The sequence below is a fragment of the Marinococcus tarijensis genome (assembly GCF_054971385.1).
The window spans coordinates 51,364-66,570 of sequence record NZ_JBQOJA010000001.1; the positions used below are offsets into that span (position 1 = coordinate 51,364).

The window sequence follows — 15,207 nt, forward strand, 5'->3', positions numbered from 1 at the left end:
TCTGGTACTTTTTTATTTCGGAGGCATACGGAGTGCCCCGTCCAAACGGATAGTTTCCCCGTTTAACATCGTGTTGTGGATAATTTCTTTCACAAGCGAGGCATACTCATTTGGAAATCCAAGCCTTCTCGGAAAAGGAACATTCTGTCCCAGCGTCTGCCGTGCTCTTTCCGGAAAGGACATATAAAAAGGAGTTTCGAATAAACCCGGAGCTATCGCCATAACGCGTATGCCAAAGTCTGAGAGCTCTCTGGCCGCCGGCGCTGTAAGGCTCCAGATGCCTCCTTTAGAGGCGCTGTAGGCAGCCTGTCCAACCTGGCCTTCATAGGCAGCGATCGAAGATGTATTAATAATAATGCCTCTTTCTCCCTGTTCGTTTGGTTCATTATGTCTCATCGCATCTGCACCGAGCCGGAGCATGTTAAATGTCCCAACAAGATTCGTCTGAATAACACGATTAAAATGCTCCAGGGAATGCGAATCCTTTTTATTCAAAATCTTCTCTGCAAGTCCGAGAGCTGCGCAGTTGACTACTCCGTCAATACGTCCGAACGTTTCTATTGTTTCATCAATAGTTGCTTTTCCTTTTCCATCTGAAGTGACGTCCATTTCAATAAAAATGGCGCTCTCCCCAAGCTCTTTTGCTCTTTTTCTTCCGGGTCTCACCTCAAAATCAGCGATAACCACCTTCGCGCCGTTTTCTACAAGCATATTCGCCGTAGCGCCGCCAAGTCCGGATGCACCGCCCGGCAGTAAAAAAACCTTTCCGTTAATATCCATACTGCTTCCTCCCCTGTCTGTTCCTATAGTATAAGCCACTACTGTCATTCTAACTTATAATTACCCTAAAGAACCATTCATCAAAAGTATATATCCCCCTCTTTTCGGGAATATTAAAAAACGTGTAGATTCCTTTTTACAGTGGGAAGGTTATAATAAGAAAAGATGGATAGGATGTCCGCCAAAGGAAAGGAATGGAATGGACCATGAAACAAACGACCGGCTGGATGATTTTAAGGTTTGTCATCGTTATAATAGCCGCTTTCGCCCTCGCATGGGCGATTGGCAAGATTTTTTCCTATACGTATCCGTTCTGGATTGCTGCTTTTTTCGCGTGGATGCTTATGCCGCTTACGAGATGGCTTCATTATAAACTGCGCCTGCCAAATGGGATAGCTGCCCTTGTCGGCCTCCTTCTTACTTTAAGCATCGCTGGAGGCATTATTACTGGCCTGATCTTTCTTTCAATTGAAATATTCAATGTGATCGCTGAGAAGGGGCCCGCGTGGATGGAGAGCACCTTTCAGCAGATGCAGAATTTTTACAATGAAAACATCCTTCCCTTTTGGGAAAGAGCCACCGGAGCCGCTTCCGGCATTGGCGGCCAGTCTTCTGTAGATCAGGGGATAGCTCAGCTTGGGAGCCAGCTCGGCTCTGGCCTTGGCTCGGTCGCCCAAACTACTGCCGATGCTTTGACCCAATTAATTTTAGGTATTCCTACGCTTTTAATCGTTCTGTTATTTATTGTATTAGCTATTTATTTTATCGGAAAAGACTGGCACCGCTACGCCGGAAAAATAAAATTGGCCCTGCCTCCCTTTGTTATTGAGCGGTTGAGAGCTTTTTACCAGGCCATGTGGGCGAGAGTGTTCGGATACATCCGGGCGCAGCTGATTCTTATGCTTGTGACAGGCATTATTGTGCTAATCGGCCTTCTTATCATGAGAATCGAAGGAGCTTACTGGCTTGCGGCCGTCGTTGGGGTCGCTGAATTTCTTCCTTATTTGGGCACCGGAACTATTTTAATTCCGTGGGGAGTGTATCTGATTCTGACGGGCAACTTCGGTCTCGGGCTAGGCCTATTGATCCTTTACACCATTACAATGATTGTCCGGCAGATTATCGAGCCAAAGGTGCTCTCTTCGAGCATGAATCTGAACCCGCTCGCCGTGCTTATTTCCCTGTTTGCCGGCCTGCAGATGTTTGGAGCCGTCGGTCTGCTGGCAGGGCCCGCCATCTTGGTTCTATTTATTATTCTTTGGGATATCGGTGTTGCGAAGGATATCTCCCGCTTTATCCGGTACGGATTTGATAAATAAAGTATCCTTCACCACGGAAAAGACGCCTGGCACCTTCTGGAACGGCCGCGGTTTCTTTTCCGTAACTTCTGTTATGATTACTTCCAATTAGGGAACTGGGTACTATACTTATTATTATGATTTTAGAAAGGGTGTCAACATTGGATTCAACAACCGTTCATTCATCTAATGAAGAAGAAATACTGGCCGCCTGGCAAAAGGCCGATGATGTTTTCACTCCCTGGGCTTCTCTGCCCATAGAGAAACGGCTGAGCTACATACAGCTGCTTCGTTTTACTATCAGCGAGCTTCGCGAGGAGATTGCCGACATTATCTCCTCCGCTACAGGAAAACCACCTATTGAAGCGCTGGGATCTGAAGTTATTCCTGTTCTTGAAGCACTGCGTCACATTGAAAAAGAAGCTCCCGGCCTTTTCAACCGGGAGCGGGTCAGAACCCCGATGATTTTCATGGGTAAAAATTCATCGATTATCCGGAAGCCCCGCGGGAAAATTGCTATTATTTCTCCATGGAACTTTCCTTTTCAGCTTTCTCTTATCCCTGTTGTTGAAGCGCTGACCGCAGGAAACTGCGTGCTTTTAAAGCCTTCCGCAGAAACGCCGCTCGCGAGTCTTCTTCTGGAAAAAATCTCGGGTCTTTTTCCTGAGGGAGTTTTTCAGGTTCTTCACGGCGGAGCTGAGACCGGACGCTTAATGATTGAGCAGCAGCCGGACTATATTCATTTTACGGGTTCGGTCGAAACAGGAAAGATTATCCAGAAGCAAGCCGCCGAGCATTTGATCCCCACTACCCTCGAACTCGGGGGCAAAGATGCTATGGTCGTTCATGAGGATGCAAACGTGGAACGGGCAGCGAATGCTGCTTCCTGGGGTGCCTTCATGAACAGCGGTCAGGTCTGTCTATCTGTCGAGCGGGTGATTGTGCATGAAAAGGTTCAGGAGGAATTTTTGAACAGTGTACGCAGCACCATTGCCGGTCTGCGCCGGAACGGGGAAAAAGAGTATGAAATCGGCCGGATGACGACAAAAAAACAGTGGGATATTGTCTACAGCCAGGTTCAGGAAGCACTTGACCAGGGTGCCGAACAAATAGCCGGGAAGCCTCCAAAACAGTGGGACGACCAAACCCTGGCAATCGAACCGGTTGTTTTAACTGGAGTAACTGGAGAAATGCGGGTATGGAAGGAAGAAACTTTCGGCCCTGTATTTTCTGTACGGACCTATTCTACGATAGACGAGGCACTCGAGCTGTTCAACGATACAATTTACGGCCTGAGCGGCTCCATTTTCACTGCTGATCAGGAGCTTGCGGCAAGCTTTACTGCAAAGGTCCGCACGGGCAACTTCATGATCAATGATGTAATATCTCACGCTGCCAATCACTACCTTCCTTATGGAGGCACAAAACAGAGCGGCATTGGTTCCTACCACTCTACCTCAGGCATGCGTTCATTCAGTATTGAAACATCCGTTATGAGCGCAAGAGGGAGTATGAACAGCGAAATTTTATGGTATCCTTATGAAGGAAAGTTCGAATCACTTTCACAGATCATCGACTATTACTATGGCAGAAACCGTAACTGGAAATCATTTTTGCAAACGTTTATGGGCCTCGCACGCCGGCCGTAATGCTGATGTTTTCCGTCTGCCTTTAGGAGCATGAAATATGGGAAGCTCATCAAAATGGAAAGCATTCACTCCGAAAAAGCTATGGGCCCGTGTTAAGCAGACACTGCAGCCTGCTTCGGCGAACGGGGCAAATTCAAACAGCAGACTGGACCGGCGGCGCCAGCACAAAGAGCGTCAAAAGGACACACGCCTGTATAAAACATCGCTTTATGCGTTTTATACAATGTGCGTACTGCTGATGCTTATGCCCTTTGTTTATTTTCTCCCGTGGCCGTCCATTGCCACCTGGCTGGTGGTGCTGATTCTGCTTACGCTCGGAACAACAACAACTCTCGCTGCAATCACAATAAAAAAGCAGTCACATCACGTGCCACTTTTATACATGTGGTTTATTCTGCTCATGTCTGCATTATTATTAATTATCTACCTGGGCATACTTATTTATTTTCGTTTTTTTCTGCTTTAACCGCCCCGGCCTACTGTTCAAGGTATGGATCAAATGTTTTATCCTGAATTGGTTTATACTGCAGCTTGTAGGTTGTTTCGGGCACTGGAAGGAGGCCGGCTTGTTCGGCCTCCTTTGCTGTTTTTGCCGTGTATACTACCGGAATGCCGCTCCAATTGATCGCAGCTTCACACATTGGGCATGGCTCCCCGCTCGTATACAGCTCGCAGTCACTTAAATCTGTAGTTTCTAAGAGCCGTGAAGCGGTCCTTACTGCTTCGAGCTCAGCATGAGTCGTCGGATCGAAGGTTTTAAAGGTTTTGTTCCCTTCCTCTGCCACTATGTTCCCGTTCCGGACAATGACACACCCAAAAGGATCTCCTTCTCCTTCTTTTTTTACCTTCTGCGCCAGCTGAACCGCCCGTTTCATCAAAGCCTCATTATACATAACCGTGCCCCCTATACTTTAGACTGGTATTCATTTACGAAGGCGCTGTAAAGATGCTGCGAATACTCCAGATCCTCTCCGTGACAGATTGATAATTTTCTGGGAGCCACCTTCTGTATAGTTTTCGTGCTTCGCATCGCCCGGTCCATATTAGCAGTAAACTGTTTCATTGGAGGACCTATACGCCCGTTTTTAGAAGTAATCATGTCGCCAGTGATCAGCACGTCATCTTTCTTATGATAATAAGCGGTATGACCCGGCGAGTGCCCCGGCGTAAAATATGGATCAATTCCCATCATGGAATGAAAAACGCCACGGCTGTCCCCCGGCAGCTGCTTTACAGAAAATCCTTTTGTATAATCCGTCGGTTTTTTACGATTAGGATAAGGTTTTTCCCCCGTTATGTAAGGAATTTCGAGCCCATGAATATAAACAGGTGCGTTTACTTTATCCTGAATATAAGCGAGTCCGCCTACATGATCCGGATGACCGTGGGTTAGTAAAATCATCTGCACCCGCCCAAAACGCGCTGCTTCTTTTAAAATTCTCGGCGCCATTGGCCGGATGCCCGTATCGATAATGATTGATCCGTTCTCATGCTTCACGACCCAGGCGCTGATGGTAATTCCTACTTTCATGTGCACCTTAATAATATTTTCACTCACCTGGCTTACTTTCACCATCTGCAATCCACTCCTTTCTTCCTTTTCCCTTCCCTTCCTGTTTCCGATTAACGCTTTATTTTTTCGGGAAAGAGAATAACGCTGATTTAAATCTAATCATCTGCTTACAGTGTACACAATATTGTATATAAAATTCTACCGCGAAAGGATGTTATTTATGCTCTCTCCGTGCCCTAACAGTCCAAATTGTGTTTCCACCATGAGCTCCCCTGAGGATAAACGTCATTACATGGAGCCCATACAGTACTCAGGCAGCCCGGAAACAGCGAAAAGCACTATTCGCCATATCATTCAGCAGCAGAAGTATGCGGAAATTGTTCATGAGGATGATAACTATATTTCGGCTGTGTTTACGACACCGGTACTTAAATTCAAGGATGACGTTGTTTTTTATTTCGGAAATCATGGGCACGTCCATTTCCGTTCGGCTTCAAGGCTCGGTAAAGGTGATATGGGTAAAAATAAGAATAGAATGAAAGAAATTACTGCCCGGTTTTATGACCAAAATAATGAATAGTAAATAAGAAAATTTTTTGTTTTTATTGAATTCCTCCCCCTTTTATAGTAAAGTCGGATTTGTTGATATTGATAATCTTTTTCAATTAGGGGGGGATATACATATGAATAAAAAAACTTTTTTAACATTTTTAACGATACCCGCTTTATCGCTTTCACTTGCTGCATGCAGTTCTTCAGACGACAGCGGCGGCTCGGAGGATTCCGGCAGCAATGAGGAATCTTCTGAAAACAGCGAATCTGTGACGGTAACAGATGCATATGACAACGAAGTAACACTCGATGAAACACCGGAAAATGTAGTCGCTCTTGAATGGGTGTATGCAGAAGACCTGCTCGCTCTGGGCATGCAGCCTGCCGGTATTGCTGACCTGGATGGCTATAACGATTATTTATCCGATATCGAGCCTGCTCCTTCCGAGGATGTGCAGGACGTCGGGACGAGACAGGAGCCGAGCCTCGAGCGCATTGCCGAGCTTGAACCCGATTTGATTATCACTGCCGGCTACCGTCATGAAGATATCAAAGAAGAGCTTGAAGAAATTGCACCGACGCTGATGTATAATCCATATCCTGCAGAAGGAGAAGGCAATCAGTACGAAGAGATGGAATCAACTTTCGAGAGCATTGCCACAGCTGTTGGAGAGCAGGACCAGGCAGAGCAGGTGTTAAATGATCTGGACAGCACCTACGACGATCTGTCAACGGAAATTGAAGACGCCGGCCAGGATGATGAAGAAGTACTGCTTTCCCTTTCTTATCTGGCGAATGAAAATGTAGCTTTCCGGCTGTTTGCCGACAACTCCCTTGCCGCCCAGACGATGGAACAGATCGGTGTCGACAATGCGTATGAGTCTAAGCAGTTTGAAGAGTACGGCTATACAGAAACGAGCGTCGATGTACTTGAAAATTATCAGGACCAGACGTTTATAGATATCCCCACACCGGAAGGCGATCGTGATAATATTGAAGAAACGCTGAATAATAATGAAGTATGGAACAGCCTTTCTTTCGTCGAAAACGATGATGTTCACCGTCTTCCGAGCTCTACATGGCCTTATGGCGGCCCGCTTTCATCTGAAGTATTCGCTGAAGAGGTTGCAGACGCTTTAACAAATGAGGAGTAATTATGAATTCGCCTTTCGTTTCAAGAGCTGTTCTGCTGTATACTAGCGGAGCAGCTCTTCTCTTGCTGCTTGTATATCTGCATCTTGTACAGAGCACCGGTACTTTTTCAGTTCGTTCCTGGTGGGACCTTCTTCAGAATACCGACTCTACAGAAAGCAGTATTTTCCGGACTGTGTATCTGCCGAGGATCGTTATCGGCATACTTTCCGGTATAGCTTTGGCTGCTTCCGGCGTCATTTTTCAAACTATCACAAAAAATCCCCTGGCAGCGCCGAGTACCTTAGGCGTCCATGCGGGGGCCTATTTCTTTATCGTCGCTTTTGCTACAATACTGCCCGACTGGCTGGGCCTAAGCGGATTTATTGCTGCATTTGCCGGCGGGTGTCTGGCAGCATTAATGGTGTTTACGATGGCCGGCGGCCTTGAAGCTACACCGGTCCGGATGGCATTGGCCGGGCTTGTGCTTTCTATCGCTTTTTCGTCATTTACCGCTGTTCTGCAAATATTTTTTGAAGTGCAGACAGCCGGCTTGTTCTTGTGGGGAAACGGCACTCTTGTGCAGCAGGATTGGAGCGGGGTCCGCTTTGTGTTTCCTGTACTGATTGTACTTTTGTTTTTGGTGTTCTTTTACGCTCCCCGCCTCGATATTCTGCTTCTCGGTAAAAACCAGGCGGCTACACTTGGAGAAAATGTACGGGCTACGCAGGCATGGATGTTTTTTCTTGCCGTAGGCCTTACTGCCATCGTCGTAAGTGTTGTTGGACCCATCGGCTTTATCGGTCTCGTGGCCCCTCATTTGACACGATTGATGGGCTATCAGCTCCATTCCAATCTTCTGTTTGGTTCTATGCTTTGGGGAGCCGTGCTGCTCATCGGGGCCGACGTACTTGGAAGAGCGGTCGACCCTTCCCTCAGCGAGCTTCCTGTCGGTGCTGTTACATCGATAGTCGGCGCTCCGTTTCTTGTGTGGCTCATTTTAAAGCACCAGGGCTCTTTTTTCGGCACAGAGCAGCAAAGTGCTATCGGGGGCGGACGTAAAAGGCGGGAGCTGAAGTACCCTGTCGTTTTAGCAGGTGCTGTAACATTTACCGCTCTCGTTTTTTATGCGGGATTAGCCAGTGGCTCCACGGGCTTCAGCTTTGTGGACACCTGGCAGGCGCTCTTCACAGAAGAAAGCAGCGGCCAGCGGTTCATCATATTCGACTTAAGGCTCGGACGGCTTTTAACGGCGCTTACAGCTGGCATGCTGCTTGCACTAAGCGGCATGCTGTATCAGGGCATTCTGCGCAACCCACTCGCAGATCCTTCAGTACTCGGGGTGACTTCGGGAGCAGGCGCGGGTGCACTGTTTGTGCTTTTTCTTTTCAGGGATATTCCGACTGCCTTTATTCCGGCTGGCGCTATTGCCGGGGCTTTCGCAGCGGTAGGTGTGATTTTGTTTTTCTCCTGGAAAACTAAATTTCATCCCGCTGTACTGGCCCTTCTCGGGATTGCCCTGTCAGCTGTGGGCGGTGCCCTGTCACAAATTATGATAACCCGTTTTAATTTAAACGCTGCCGCTGCTTTAACATGGCTGTCCGGAAGTACGTATGCAACTGGCTACGAAGAGCTTCAGCAGTTTCTTCTGCTCCCGCTTGCCGTAAGTATACCGCTTGCCTGGTATTTAGCGCCTTCCTTAAATGTGCTTGCGCTCGGTGACCAGACAGCGATCGCTCTTGGAGAGCGTTTAACCTTTGCCCGTTGGGCCGCTGTGCTGCTTGCCACCTTCTGTGCCGCAATGGCAGTAGCTGCCGTTGGCACAATAGGCTTTATCGGGCTTGTGGCACCTCACTTAGCCCGTATGCTTGTTGGACAGGATTACATGCGCATTTTCCCTGTAGCCCTGTTTATCGGCGGCTCTCTTCTGGTGTTTTCCGATACGATCGGACGCACCGTACTCGCCCCTGATGAAATCCCATCGGGGCTCGTGGCTGCTGTGATTGGCACTCCATTCTTTTTATGGCTGATGCACAGAAGTTCTAAATCGTAATGATCATACAGAAAGAAAGCCAGGAACCCGTGAAAGGAGTTCCTGGCTTCACTTATTTTTAATTCGTCTGTGATAAGTCCGTGGCAGAAGCAGGGGTGCGCTCGATTAAATCATACGTCATACACAGGGGTTTGCCGCTCTTTGGATCGGTTACCACGTGAGCATCAATGCCAAATACCTGCCGGAGCACATTTTTACAGATAACGTCATTCGGACATCCAATACACTGTACTTCTCCGCTGCACATGGCAATTAAATGATCAGAAAAGCGGGCAGCATGATTTAAATCATGAAGCACCATTACAATCGTTCGGCTTTCTTTCTCATTCAGCTTTTGAAGCAGTTCAAGAACCTCAAGCTGATGGGCCATATCCAGGTAAGTAGTCGGCTCATCGAGCAGCAGCAGGTCCGTATCCTGGGCAAGGGCCATTGCAATCCAGGCCCGCTGACGCTGGCCCCCGGATAGGGAATCGAGCGTGCGATCCGCAAATTCTAAAACTCCCGTGTCTTTCATGGCCTCCTGAATAGCCTCGTGGTCCTCTGAAGTTAATTTCCGGGTACGCTTGCGATGTGGATGCCGGCCGAATGACACCAGCTGTTCCACTGTCAACGTAAGCGGAATATCCGGAGTCTGAGCAAGCATTGCCATGTTTTTGGCTACATCTTTTGTTTTCATTTCATGAATGGATTTACCGTCTAAGTACACGCCGCCTTCTTCAGGGGTCAGTATACGGGACAGGGATTTCAGGATCGTGGATTTCCCACAGCCGTTTGGCCCGATAATAGAAGTAATTTTTCCTTCGGGTATGTCAACGCTGATATTTTTCAGGACTTGTTTATTTTCGTAAGAAACGTCTACTTGCTCTGCTTGAAGTCTTGCCACCGTCGCAAGCCCCTTTCTTTTCTGCAATCTTAATCTTATTCCAGGCCGTTTATAAAATTGATAATGATTTTCATTTAAAATTATAACGATTTTGAGTTAAAATAGCAAACAGATGTACAAATTTATTATGGAGGCGGATTCTGCTATGACTCTTCGTGAGCTTGATCATAAGCTGGACATGTTAAAATCAGATTATGTACGCATACAGGGGGATTTGGAAAAACTAGAATCTTTCGGAGGCAACACAGACGGCATTATGCGCGAGCTCGACATTCTTGAAAAGGAAATGCATGAGATTAATACACAAATTAGGGAATACAATAAATAAGCGGGCCGCGACTGGCCCGCTTTTCTTTTATCGCGAATTATTTCTCTAAATATCTTCTCGCACCCGCATACTCATCTGCATACCCGGAATCTTCCAGATTTACGATTTCAACTGCGCTCCGGGAATTCGGTGAATGAATCATGTCACCATCACCGATGTACATACTGACGTGGTGCACGCATCCTTCTTTTAAGAAAATTACGCAATTCTTATTTGTATTTATCATTTGCTTTTAAGCTTTCAGTCAGTTTTCTAATGCTGAAAAAGGGGAAGACATATTAGAGTAAAGATACGAAGATTTAGGAGGAGTAGTATGTCACAAGTTGAAAATATTTTATTTAACCAACAGCATATAAGCAACCACATTTTTAAAAACAAGCTGATTGTCGCTCCGATGACACGGATTAGCGCAGATGACGATGGTACGCCGAATGACCGTATGCGCAGGTACTATAAGCGTTATGCTCTCGGCGGCTTTTCCGCTGTTATTTCGGAGGGGATTTACACCGATGAGATCTACAGCCAGGGATACGCCAATCAGCCCGGACTCGCCAATGCACATCATCAGGAAGGATGGAAGCCGATTACTCAAGCAGTCAAAGAGCATGGAAGCAAAATGATTGCCCAACTCATGCATGCCGGCGCCCAGTCTCAGTATAATCAGTACACAAGCGAAACAGCTTCCGCTTCCCCTGTGCAGCCTCCCGCTGAAAAAGTATCTTCCTACGGCGGCCAGGGAGCTTTTCCCGTTCCGAAAGCTATGGACGAAAATGATATGGATGCTGCTAAGCAGGGGTTTGTACAGGCAGCCCTCCGCGCCGTAGAAGCAGGATTCGACGGTGTAGAGCTTCATGGGGCGAATGGCTATCTGCTTGATCAGTTTCTTTCTGAATCCACTAACAAACGTACAGACCAGTACGGCGGTCCTGTAGAAAACCGCGTACGCTTTCTTACTGAAGTCATCGAAGCTGTGCGCGAGGCTATCGGTCCAGTTCCTGTTCTCGGCATCCGTATTTCGCAGGCCAAAGTTACAGATGGCTCTTACCGCTGGCCTGGAGGGGAAGCAGACGCCACAGTCATATTCTCCGAGCTCGGAAAGACGCCACTCGATTATATTCATACTACGGACGGCGACGGCCTCGGCGAAGGCTTTGGAAATGACACCTTAAGCATGGCCCAGGCGGCTAAAGAATACAGTGGCCTGCCCGTCGTTGCCAACGGAAATCTGGGAGATCCCGAAAAATCCTCCCATGCCATTAATGAAAGTGCTGCTGATTTCGTTTCTCTCGGCAGAACTGCCCTGGCTAATCCCGACGCTCCCCACCGTATTCTCCACGGTCAATCGATGAACAGCTTCGATCCTTCTCTTATTATGCAGCCGCTTGCTAATGTGAAGGAAGCAGAACTTGAACAAAACATCTTCAAAGAATAAAAACAGGGAGAGGCCGGATTGGCCTCTCCTATTGTGCAGGGGTTGCGGAAACGAGAAATCGTATTTTTTTCTCCCCTAACTTAATTTTTACAGGTGTTTCCGTATAAACCTCTCCGTCGGTGTCTGCCTGTTTTACTGGATCTGTAGTCAGCTCAATATCTCTGCCAAGCACGTGCTCAATAGGACTGTTTTCATTGTCAATTTCCTTAGTCCCCATTGTTGCAAAAAATTCTCTCATCAGGCTGTTGCCGCCTTCCGGGATAATAAAGATTTCAAACTGCTCATCCTGCATCGAGGTGTCTCCTACCGGCACCTGGTTTGTACCGATGGAGTGGCCATTCATGATCAGAATCATTACCGCTTCCCCAGTATAGTTTTCTCCGTCAATTTTCATTTGATAAGAAAACACTTCCGGATTCTGAACAGTTTGCAGGGTGCTGATAAAATAGCTTAACTTTCCGATAGCCCCTTTTAAGTTTTCATCAATGTTTTCCGACGTTTCCACAATCAAGCCTATTCCGTAAAAATTAGCAAAGAAACGCTCGTTCATGGAACCTATATCGATTTCTTTCGTATTTTTTTCAAGCATATCTGTCATAGCCCGTTTTGGATTCTGTGCCAAACCGAGAGATCTTGAGAAATCATTACAGGTGCCGTACGGGAGTACACCTACATCAGGAGCATATGGTGACTCCATCAATCCGTTGATGCTTTCATGAATTGTCCCATCGCCGCCGGCAATAAATACCGCCTCTACCTGTTCATCTATCGAAGCGCACGTTTCACGCACATCGTCTTTGGATTGTGTCTGCCTTACAACCAGCTCCACAATGGAAGTACCCCATACCTGGATAAATGTATTTAACTGCTTTTGTTTTTCATTAACGTCTTTGTTTCCGTTAATAATAAGTAAAGCTTTTTGATACATATGAACGTCTCCCCTATCCTGTCAAATACACGGCTTCATATTTAGAAGACGCTAACCGTATATTCCCATTTCCAGAGAGAAAAAAACAAGGGAGATGCTTGCTATTTGCAGTGCAGAATCATTCTCCTGGTGCCAGTATATAAATTAGACCAATACATGCGCTCTGCTTCGGGCGGGCAGGGCTGGCGTCTCCATACCGATTTCATGCTTGCGCTTTCCGTATATGTCAAAACATGCACTTCCTTCGGGTTTTTTCCGGTAAGCCAGGCCCCTCCTTTTTCGAGAGAAATAAACCGTGCTCCCTGCAGGGTTTTTATGTTCCCGTAAGCCCTCAGGCATTCATCCATCAGGGCTGCATACAGCACAACTTTTTGCGACTCCTGCTCCGGCGAGGAAATACCGATTTTTTTCCAGTGTTTTTTTACGCACTTTACTACATCCAGCTGACTCTCAATCTTTTCTCCAGTTAATTCTTTCATTGTACTCTGAATAATAGAAATAAATAAATCATCAATTTCAGGCGCTATTCTTTTCGCATGATGCTGTTTTTTCATCTCTGTACCACTCCTTCATTAATCACATTTTTGAAGCATCGGACACTTTGCACACACTTCGTCACTGTTACTCAATGCTTTATAAATAGAACACCAGGACCTTTTCGCATAACAGATAGGTACATTTTGATTTTTGGCCCGCTCCTTTAACTTGGCGGAAACATTGTGGTTGATGAAATCAGTAAGCACAAGCACCAGATCAATATTTGGCGGAATTTCCTTTTGCACCATTTTTACTTTGCGCCCGCTGACATGCTTGATGTCCTGAAAGCCTAATTCTTTTAACCGGTCGGGAATGGCCCCCAGTCTGTCTGCTCCAATGATCATCAATCCGTCCATGCTTATCCTCCTATTTGAAAATAATTCTCATTTATTATGTATAGTTTATTGAAAACGATTCTCAATGTCAATGTTTATTCCTGAGTCCGAAGTTTTTATTCTGCCTTTATGTGGAATATACTTGAGAGAGTATGCCCCCAGTCAGTCAAAAAGGAGGTACTTGCATGAAAAGCCGCGAAGAAGTTCATATAGAAACATTTACCGTGGAAGATGACGGTACAATACCTAATCATCCGAGTTTTCCTGTGCTCGTTTATAAACAGACTGTTACCGGCTCTGAGGATGTTAAAGAACTTTTTAATAAAAATAACTGGCTGGGAGCATGGAAAGGAAGTGTATTTAAATACCATCATTATCACAGTAATTCGCATGAGGTGCTTGGCTGCGTAAGTGGTTCCGCCCTTTTGCACATAGGTGGCGAACAGGGACGGCAGCTTAATGTAAAAAACGGCGACATATTGATTCTTCCCGCTGGATACGGCCATAAGCTCATTGAGCAGAGTGAGGACTTTGCAGTTATTGGTGCTTATCCAGGCGGCTCGGATTATGATATGTGTACCGGTGACCCTTCCGAGCGCCCGGAAAAAATTAATAATATTTACCGCGTTCCTCTACCCGATTCCGATCCCGTTTTCGGGTTAGACGGACCACTATTTACTTATTGGAAAAACTTTTCATAAACGAAAGGAAGCTAGTATAAAATGGCGACGAAAACGAGACAAATACTCCTGCACGAAAGACCAAAAGGCCTCCCTGACAAAAACACATTTGCATTTAAGCATATAGAAATAGGTGCTCCGGCTGAAGGAGAAGTACTTCTTCAAATGATTTACATTTCTGTGGATCCTTATATGAGAGGAAGAATGGACGACCGCGAATCATACGTCCCTCCTTTTCCGCTTCACAAACCAATTGCCGGCGGCGCCATTGCGAAGGTGGTTGAAAGCCGTGACGATTCTTTAAACAAAGGTGACTACGTGACCGGCAACCTGCCGTGGCAGCAATACGTTAACGTGAGTGCTTCAGATGTACGGAAGGTCCAGGCGGAAGCGGCTCCGGTTTCTGCGTATTTAAACGCTGTCGGCATGCCCGGACTCACTGCCTATTTCGGAACGCTCAGCATCGGTCAGCCCAAGCAGGGAGAAACGCTCGTCATTTCCGGCGGCGCCGGCGCTGTTGGTTCACTTGCCGGCCAGATTGCCAAAATGCAGGGCGCCCGGGTGGTCGGCATTGCCGGTACTGATGAAAAACTGGATTATATGAAAAGCATTGGCTTTGATGAAGTGATTAATTACAAAACAGAGGATTTAACAAAAGCCATTAAACGGACGTGTCCCGACAAAGTAGACGTATACTTCGATAACGTTGGGGGCGAAATGAGCGATATTGTGCTCGATCATTTAAATAAATTTGCCCGTGTGGTTCAGTGCGGAGCGATCTCTACGTATAATGATCCGGACAATTACGGGCCGAGAGTCCAATTCAAGCTCATTAAATCAAGCGCATTGATGAAGGGCTTCATTGTAGGCGATTACGCTGATGAATTTGAAGAAGCCACCAAACAGCTTGCAGCCTGGGTAGCTTCCGGGGACCTGCAGTATGAAGAAACAATTCTCACCGGATTTGATCGTATTCCGGAAGCATTTATCGGCTTGTTCACCGGCCGGAACACGGGCAAGCTGCTCGTGGATGTGTCCCAATAAACCAAAACTCCGCTGCTTTCACGCACCGCCGGAGGGACATTACAAAAAAGCCGCCTATCCAATT

17 protein-coding genes and 1 pseudogene are annotated in these 15,207 nt (G+C 46.7%); 10 read left to right on the plus strand and 8 right to left on the minus strand.

Annotated features, from left to right (window positions below; all coding sequences use genetic code 11):
- Window positions 1–12: 12 nt before the first annotated feature.
- Window positions 13–780 carry a 3-hydroxyacyl-CoA dehydrogenase gene (locus tag ACTTK7_RS00285; protein WP_462864896.1) on the minus strand — a complete coding sequence of 256 codons (768 nt, stop codon included), beginning with the start codon at window positions 778–780 and terminating at the stop codon, window positions 13–15.
- A 206-nt stretch (window positions 781–986) separates the two neighbouring features.
- On the opposite strand from ACTTK7_RS00285, the gene ytvI reads away from it, so the two are divergent.
- The 3 genes from ytvI (at window position 987) to ACTTK7_RS00300 (ending at window position 4,193) form a co-directional block, all read left to right on the plus strand.
- On the plus strand, window positions 987–2,099 hold the full coding sequence (gene ytvI / locus ACTTK7_RS00290) for a sporulation integral membrane protein YtvI (RefSeq protein WP_462864898.1): 1,113 nt from the start codon (window positions 987–989) through the stop codon (window positions 2,097–2,099).
- A 140-nt stretch (window positions 2,100–2,239) separates the two neighbouring features.
- A complete protein-coding gene (locus tag ACTTK7_RS00295; protein ID WP_462864899.1) occupies window positions 2,240–3,727 on the plus strand; it encodes an aldehyde dehydrogenase family protein in 1,488 nt (495 codons plus the stop codon).
- A gap of 37 nt (window positions 3,728–3,764) precedes the next feature.
- Window positions 3,765–4,193 (plus strand): hypothetical protein, encoded by a 429-nt coding sequence (locus ACTTK7_RS00300; RefSeq protein WP_462864900.1) that lies wholly within the window; start codon window positions 3,765–3,767, stop codon window positions 4,191–4,193.
- A gap of 10 nt (window positions 4,194–4,203) precedes the next feature.
- Here the strand turns inward: ACTTK7_RS00300 and ACTTK7_RS00305 are convergent, their stop codons facing one another.
- Entirely contained in the window at window positions 4,204–4,620 is a 417-nt protein-coding gene (locus ACTTK7_RS00305; RefSeq protein ID WP_462864901.1) for a nucleoside deaminase, read from the minus strand.
- An 11-nt stretch (window positions 4,621–4,631) separates the two neighbouring features.
- Window positions 4,632–5,303 (minus strand): MBL fold metallo-hydrolase, encoded by a 672-nt coding sequence (locus ACTTK7_RS00310; RefSeq protein WP_462864903.1) that lies wholly within the window; start codon window positions 5,301–5,303, stop codon window positions 4,632–4,634.
- A 157-nt stretch (window positions 5,304–5,460) separates the two neighbouring features.
- Between ACTTK7_RS00310 and ACTTK7_RS00315 the strand changes: the two genes are divergently transcribed.
- The 3 genes from ACTTK7_RS00315 (at window position 5,461) to ACTTK7_RS00325 (ending at window position 8,976) form a co-directional block, all read left to right on the plus strand.
- The gene (locus ACTTK7_RS00315; RefSeq protein ID WP_462864905.1) at window positions 5,461–5,820 is read left to right on the plus strand and encodes a DUF1499 domain-containing protein; all 360 of its coding nucleotides are present in this window, start codon (window positions 5,461–5,463) and stop codon (window positions 5,818–5,820) included.
- Window positions 5,821–5,923: 103 nt separating this feature from the next.
- Complete coding sequence (locus ACTTK7_RS00320; protein WP_462864906.1) at window positions 5,924–6,946, plus strand: ABC transporter substrate-binding protein; 1,023 nt, start codon at window positions 5,924–5,926, stop codon at window positions 6,944–6,946.
- A gap of 2 nt (window positions 6,947–6,948) precedes the next feature.
- A complete protein-coding gene (locus ACTTK7_RS00325) occupies window positions 6,949–8,976 on the plus strand; it encodes an iron ABC transporter permease (protein ID WP_462864907.1) in 2,028 nt (675 codons plus the stop codon).
- Between the two features lie 58 nt (window positions 8,977–9,034).
- Here ACTTK7_RS00325 and ACTTK7_RS00330 read toward each other — a convergent pair whose 3' ends face one another.
- Window positions 9,035–9,859 (minus strand): ABC transporter ATP-binding protein, encoded by an 825-nt coding sequence (locus tag ACTTK7_RS00330; protein WP_462864908.1) that lies wholly within the window; start codon window positions 9,857–9,859, stop codon window positions 9,035–9,037.
- Window positions 9,860–10,004: 145 nt separating this feature from the next.
- Between ACTTK7_RS00330 and ACTTK7_RS00335 the strand changes: the two genes are divergently transcribed.
- A complete protein-coding gene (locus tag ACTTK7_RS00335) occupies window positions 10,005–10,187 on the plus strand; it encodes an SE1832 family protein (RefSeq protein WP_322526008.1) in 183 nt (60 codons plus the stop codon).
- A gap of 37 nt (window positions 10,188–10,224) precedes the next feature.
- Here the strand turns inward: ACTTK7_RS00335 and ACTTK7_RS00340 are convergent.
- Window positions 10,225–10,407: pseudogene (locus ACTTK7_RS00340) on the minus strand (NlpC/P60 family protein); the annotation flags it as partial.
- Between the two features lie 93 nt (window positions 10,408–10,500).
- On the opposite strand from ACTTK7_RS00340, the gene ACTTK7_RS00345 reads away from it, so the two are divergent.
- The gene (locus ACTTK7_RS00345) at window positions 10,501–11,619 is read left to right on the plus strand and encodes an oxidoreductase (protein WP_462864910.1); all 1,119 of its coding nucleotides are present in this window, start codon (window positions 10,501–10,503) and stop codon (window positions 11,617–11,619) included.
- A 28-nt stretch (window positions 11,620–11,647) separates the two neighbouring features.
- Here the strand turns inward: ACTTK7_RS00345 and ACTTK7_RS00350 are convergent, their stop codons facing one another.
- The 3 genes from ACTTK7_RS00350 to ACTTK7_RS00360 all read right to left on the minus strand — a co-directional run bounded on the left by ACTTK7_RS00350 (window position 11,648) and on the right by ACTTK7_RS00360 (window position 13,440).
- Complete coding sequence (locus ACTTK7_RS00350) at window positions 11,648–12,547, minus strand: diacylglycerol/lipid kinase family protein (protein WP_462864912.1); 900 nt, start codon at window positions 12,545–12,547, stop codon at window positions 11,648–11,650.
- Window positions 12,548–12,648: 101 nt separating this feature from the next.
- Window positions 12,649–13,101: a hypothetical protein gene (locus ACTTK7_RS00355; RefSeq protein ID WP_462864913.1), complete on the minus strand. Its 453-nt coding sequence runs from the start codon at window positions 13,099–13,101 to the stop codon at window positions 12,649–12,651.
- Between the two features lie 18 nt (window positions 13,102–13,119).
- Window positions 13,120–13,440 carry a DUF2325 domain-containing protein gene (locus tag ACTTK7_RS00360; protein WP_091616031.1) on the minus strand — a complete coding sequence of 107 codons (321 nt, stop codon included), beginning with the start codon at window positions 13,438–13,440 and terminating at the stop codon, window positions 13,120–13,122.
- Between the two features lie 164 nt (window positions 13,441–13,604).
- On the opposite strand from ACTTK7_RS00360, the gene ACTTK7_RS00365 reads away from it, so the two are divergent.
- Both ACTTK7_RS00365 and ACTTK7_RS00370 read left to right on the plus strand, forming a co-directional pair.
- Window positions 13,605–14,120 (plus strand): cupin domain-containing protein, encoded by a 516-nt coding sequence (locus tag ACTTK7_RS00365; protein ID WP_462864916.1) that lies wholly within the window; start codon window positions 13,605–13,607, stop codon window positions 14,118–14,120.
- Between the two features lie 21 nt (window positions 14,121–14,141).
- A complete protein-coding gene (locus ACTTK7_RS00370; RefSeq protein ID WP_462864918.1) occupies window positions 14,142–15,143 on the plus strand; it encodes an NADP-dependent oxidoreductase in 1,002 nt (333 codons plus the stop codon).
- Window positions 15,144–15,207: the final 64 nt, after the last annotated feature.

Bases quoted from the DNA above. Each gene is read 5' to 3' on its own strand.
- ACTTK7_RS00355 (WP_462864913.1), bottom strand. From the start codon at position 13,101: ATGAAAAAACAGCATCATGCGAAAAGAATAGCGCCTGAAATTGATGAT.
- ACTTK7_RS00325 (WP_462864907.1), top strand. From the start codon at position 6,949: ATGAATTCGCCTTTCGTTTCAAGAGCTGTTCTGCTGTATACTAGCGGA.
- ACTTK7_RS00310 (WP_462864903.1), bottom strand. From the start codon at position 5,303: ATGGTGAAAGTAAGCCAGGTGAGTGAAAATATTATTAAGGTGCACATG.
- ACTTK7_RS00365 (WP_462864916.1), top strand. From the start codon at position 13,605: ATGAAAAGCCGCGAAGAAGTTCATATAGAAACATTTACCGTGGAAGAT.
- ACTTK7_RS00320 (WP_462864906.1), top strand. From the start codon at position 5,924: ATGAATAAAAAAACTTTTTTAACATTTTTAACGATACCCGCTTTATCG.
- ACTTK7_RS00300 (WP_462864900.1), top strand. From the start codon at position 3,765: ATGGGAAGCTCATCAAAATGGAAAGCATTCACTCCGAAAAAGCTATGG.
- ACTTK7_RS00305 (WP_462864901.1), bottom strand. From the start codon at position 4,620: ATGTATAATGAGGCTTTGATGAAACGGGCGGTTCAGCTGGCGCAGAAG.
- ACTTK7_RS00285 (WP_462864896.1), bottom strand. From the start codon at position 780: ATGGATATTAACGGAAAGGTTTTTTTACTGCCGGGCGGTGCATCCGGA.
- ACTTK7_RS00345 (WP_462864910.1), top strand. From the start codon at position 10,501: ATGTCACAAGTTGAAAATATTTTATTTAACCAACAGCATATAAGCAAC.
- ACTTK7_RS00335 (WP_322526008.1), top strand. From the start codon at position 10,005: ATGACTCTTCGTGAGCTTGATCATAAGCTGGACATGTTAAAATCAGAT.
- ACTTK7_RS00315 (WP_462864905.1), top strand. From the start codon at position 5,461: ATGCTCTCTCCGTGCCCTAACAGTCCAAATTGTGTTTCCACCATGAGC.
- ACTTK7_RS00360 (WP_091616031.1), bottom strand. From the start codon at position 13,440: ATGGACGGATTGATGATCATTGGAGCAGACAGACTGGGGGCCATTCCC.
- ACTTK7_RS00370 (WP_462864918.1), top strand. From the start codon at position 14,142: ATGGCGACGAAAACGAGACAAATACTCCTGCACGAAAGACCAAAAGGC.
- ytvI (WP_462864898.1), top strand. From the start codon at position 987: ATGAAACAAACGACCGGCTGGATGATTTTAAGGTTTGTCATCGTTATA.
- ACTTK7_RS00350 (WP_462864912.1), bottom strand. From the start codon at position 12,547: ATGTATCAAAAAGCTTTACTTATTATTAACGGAAACAAAGACGTTAAT.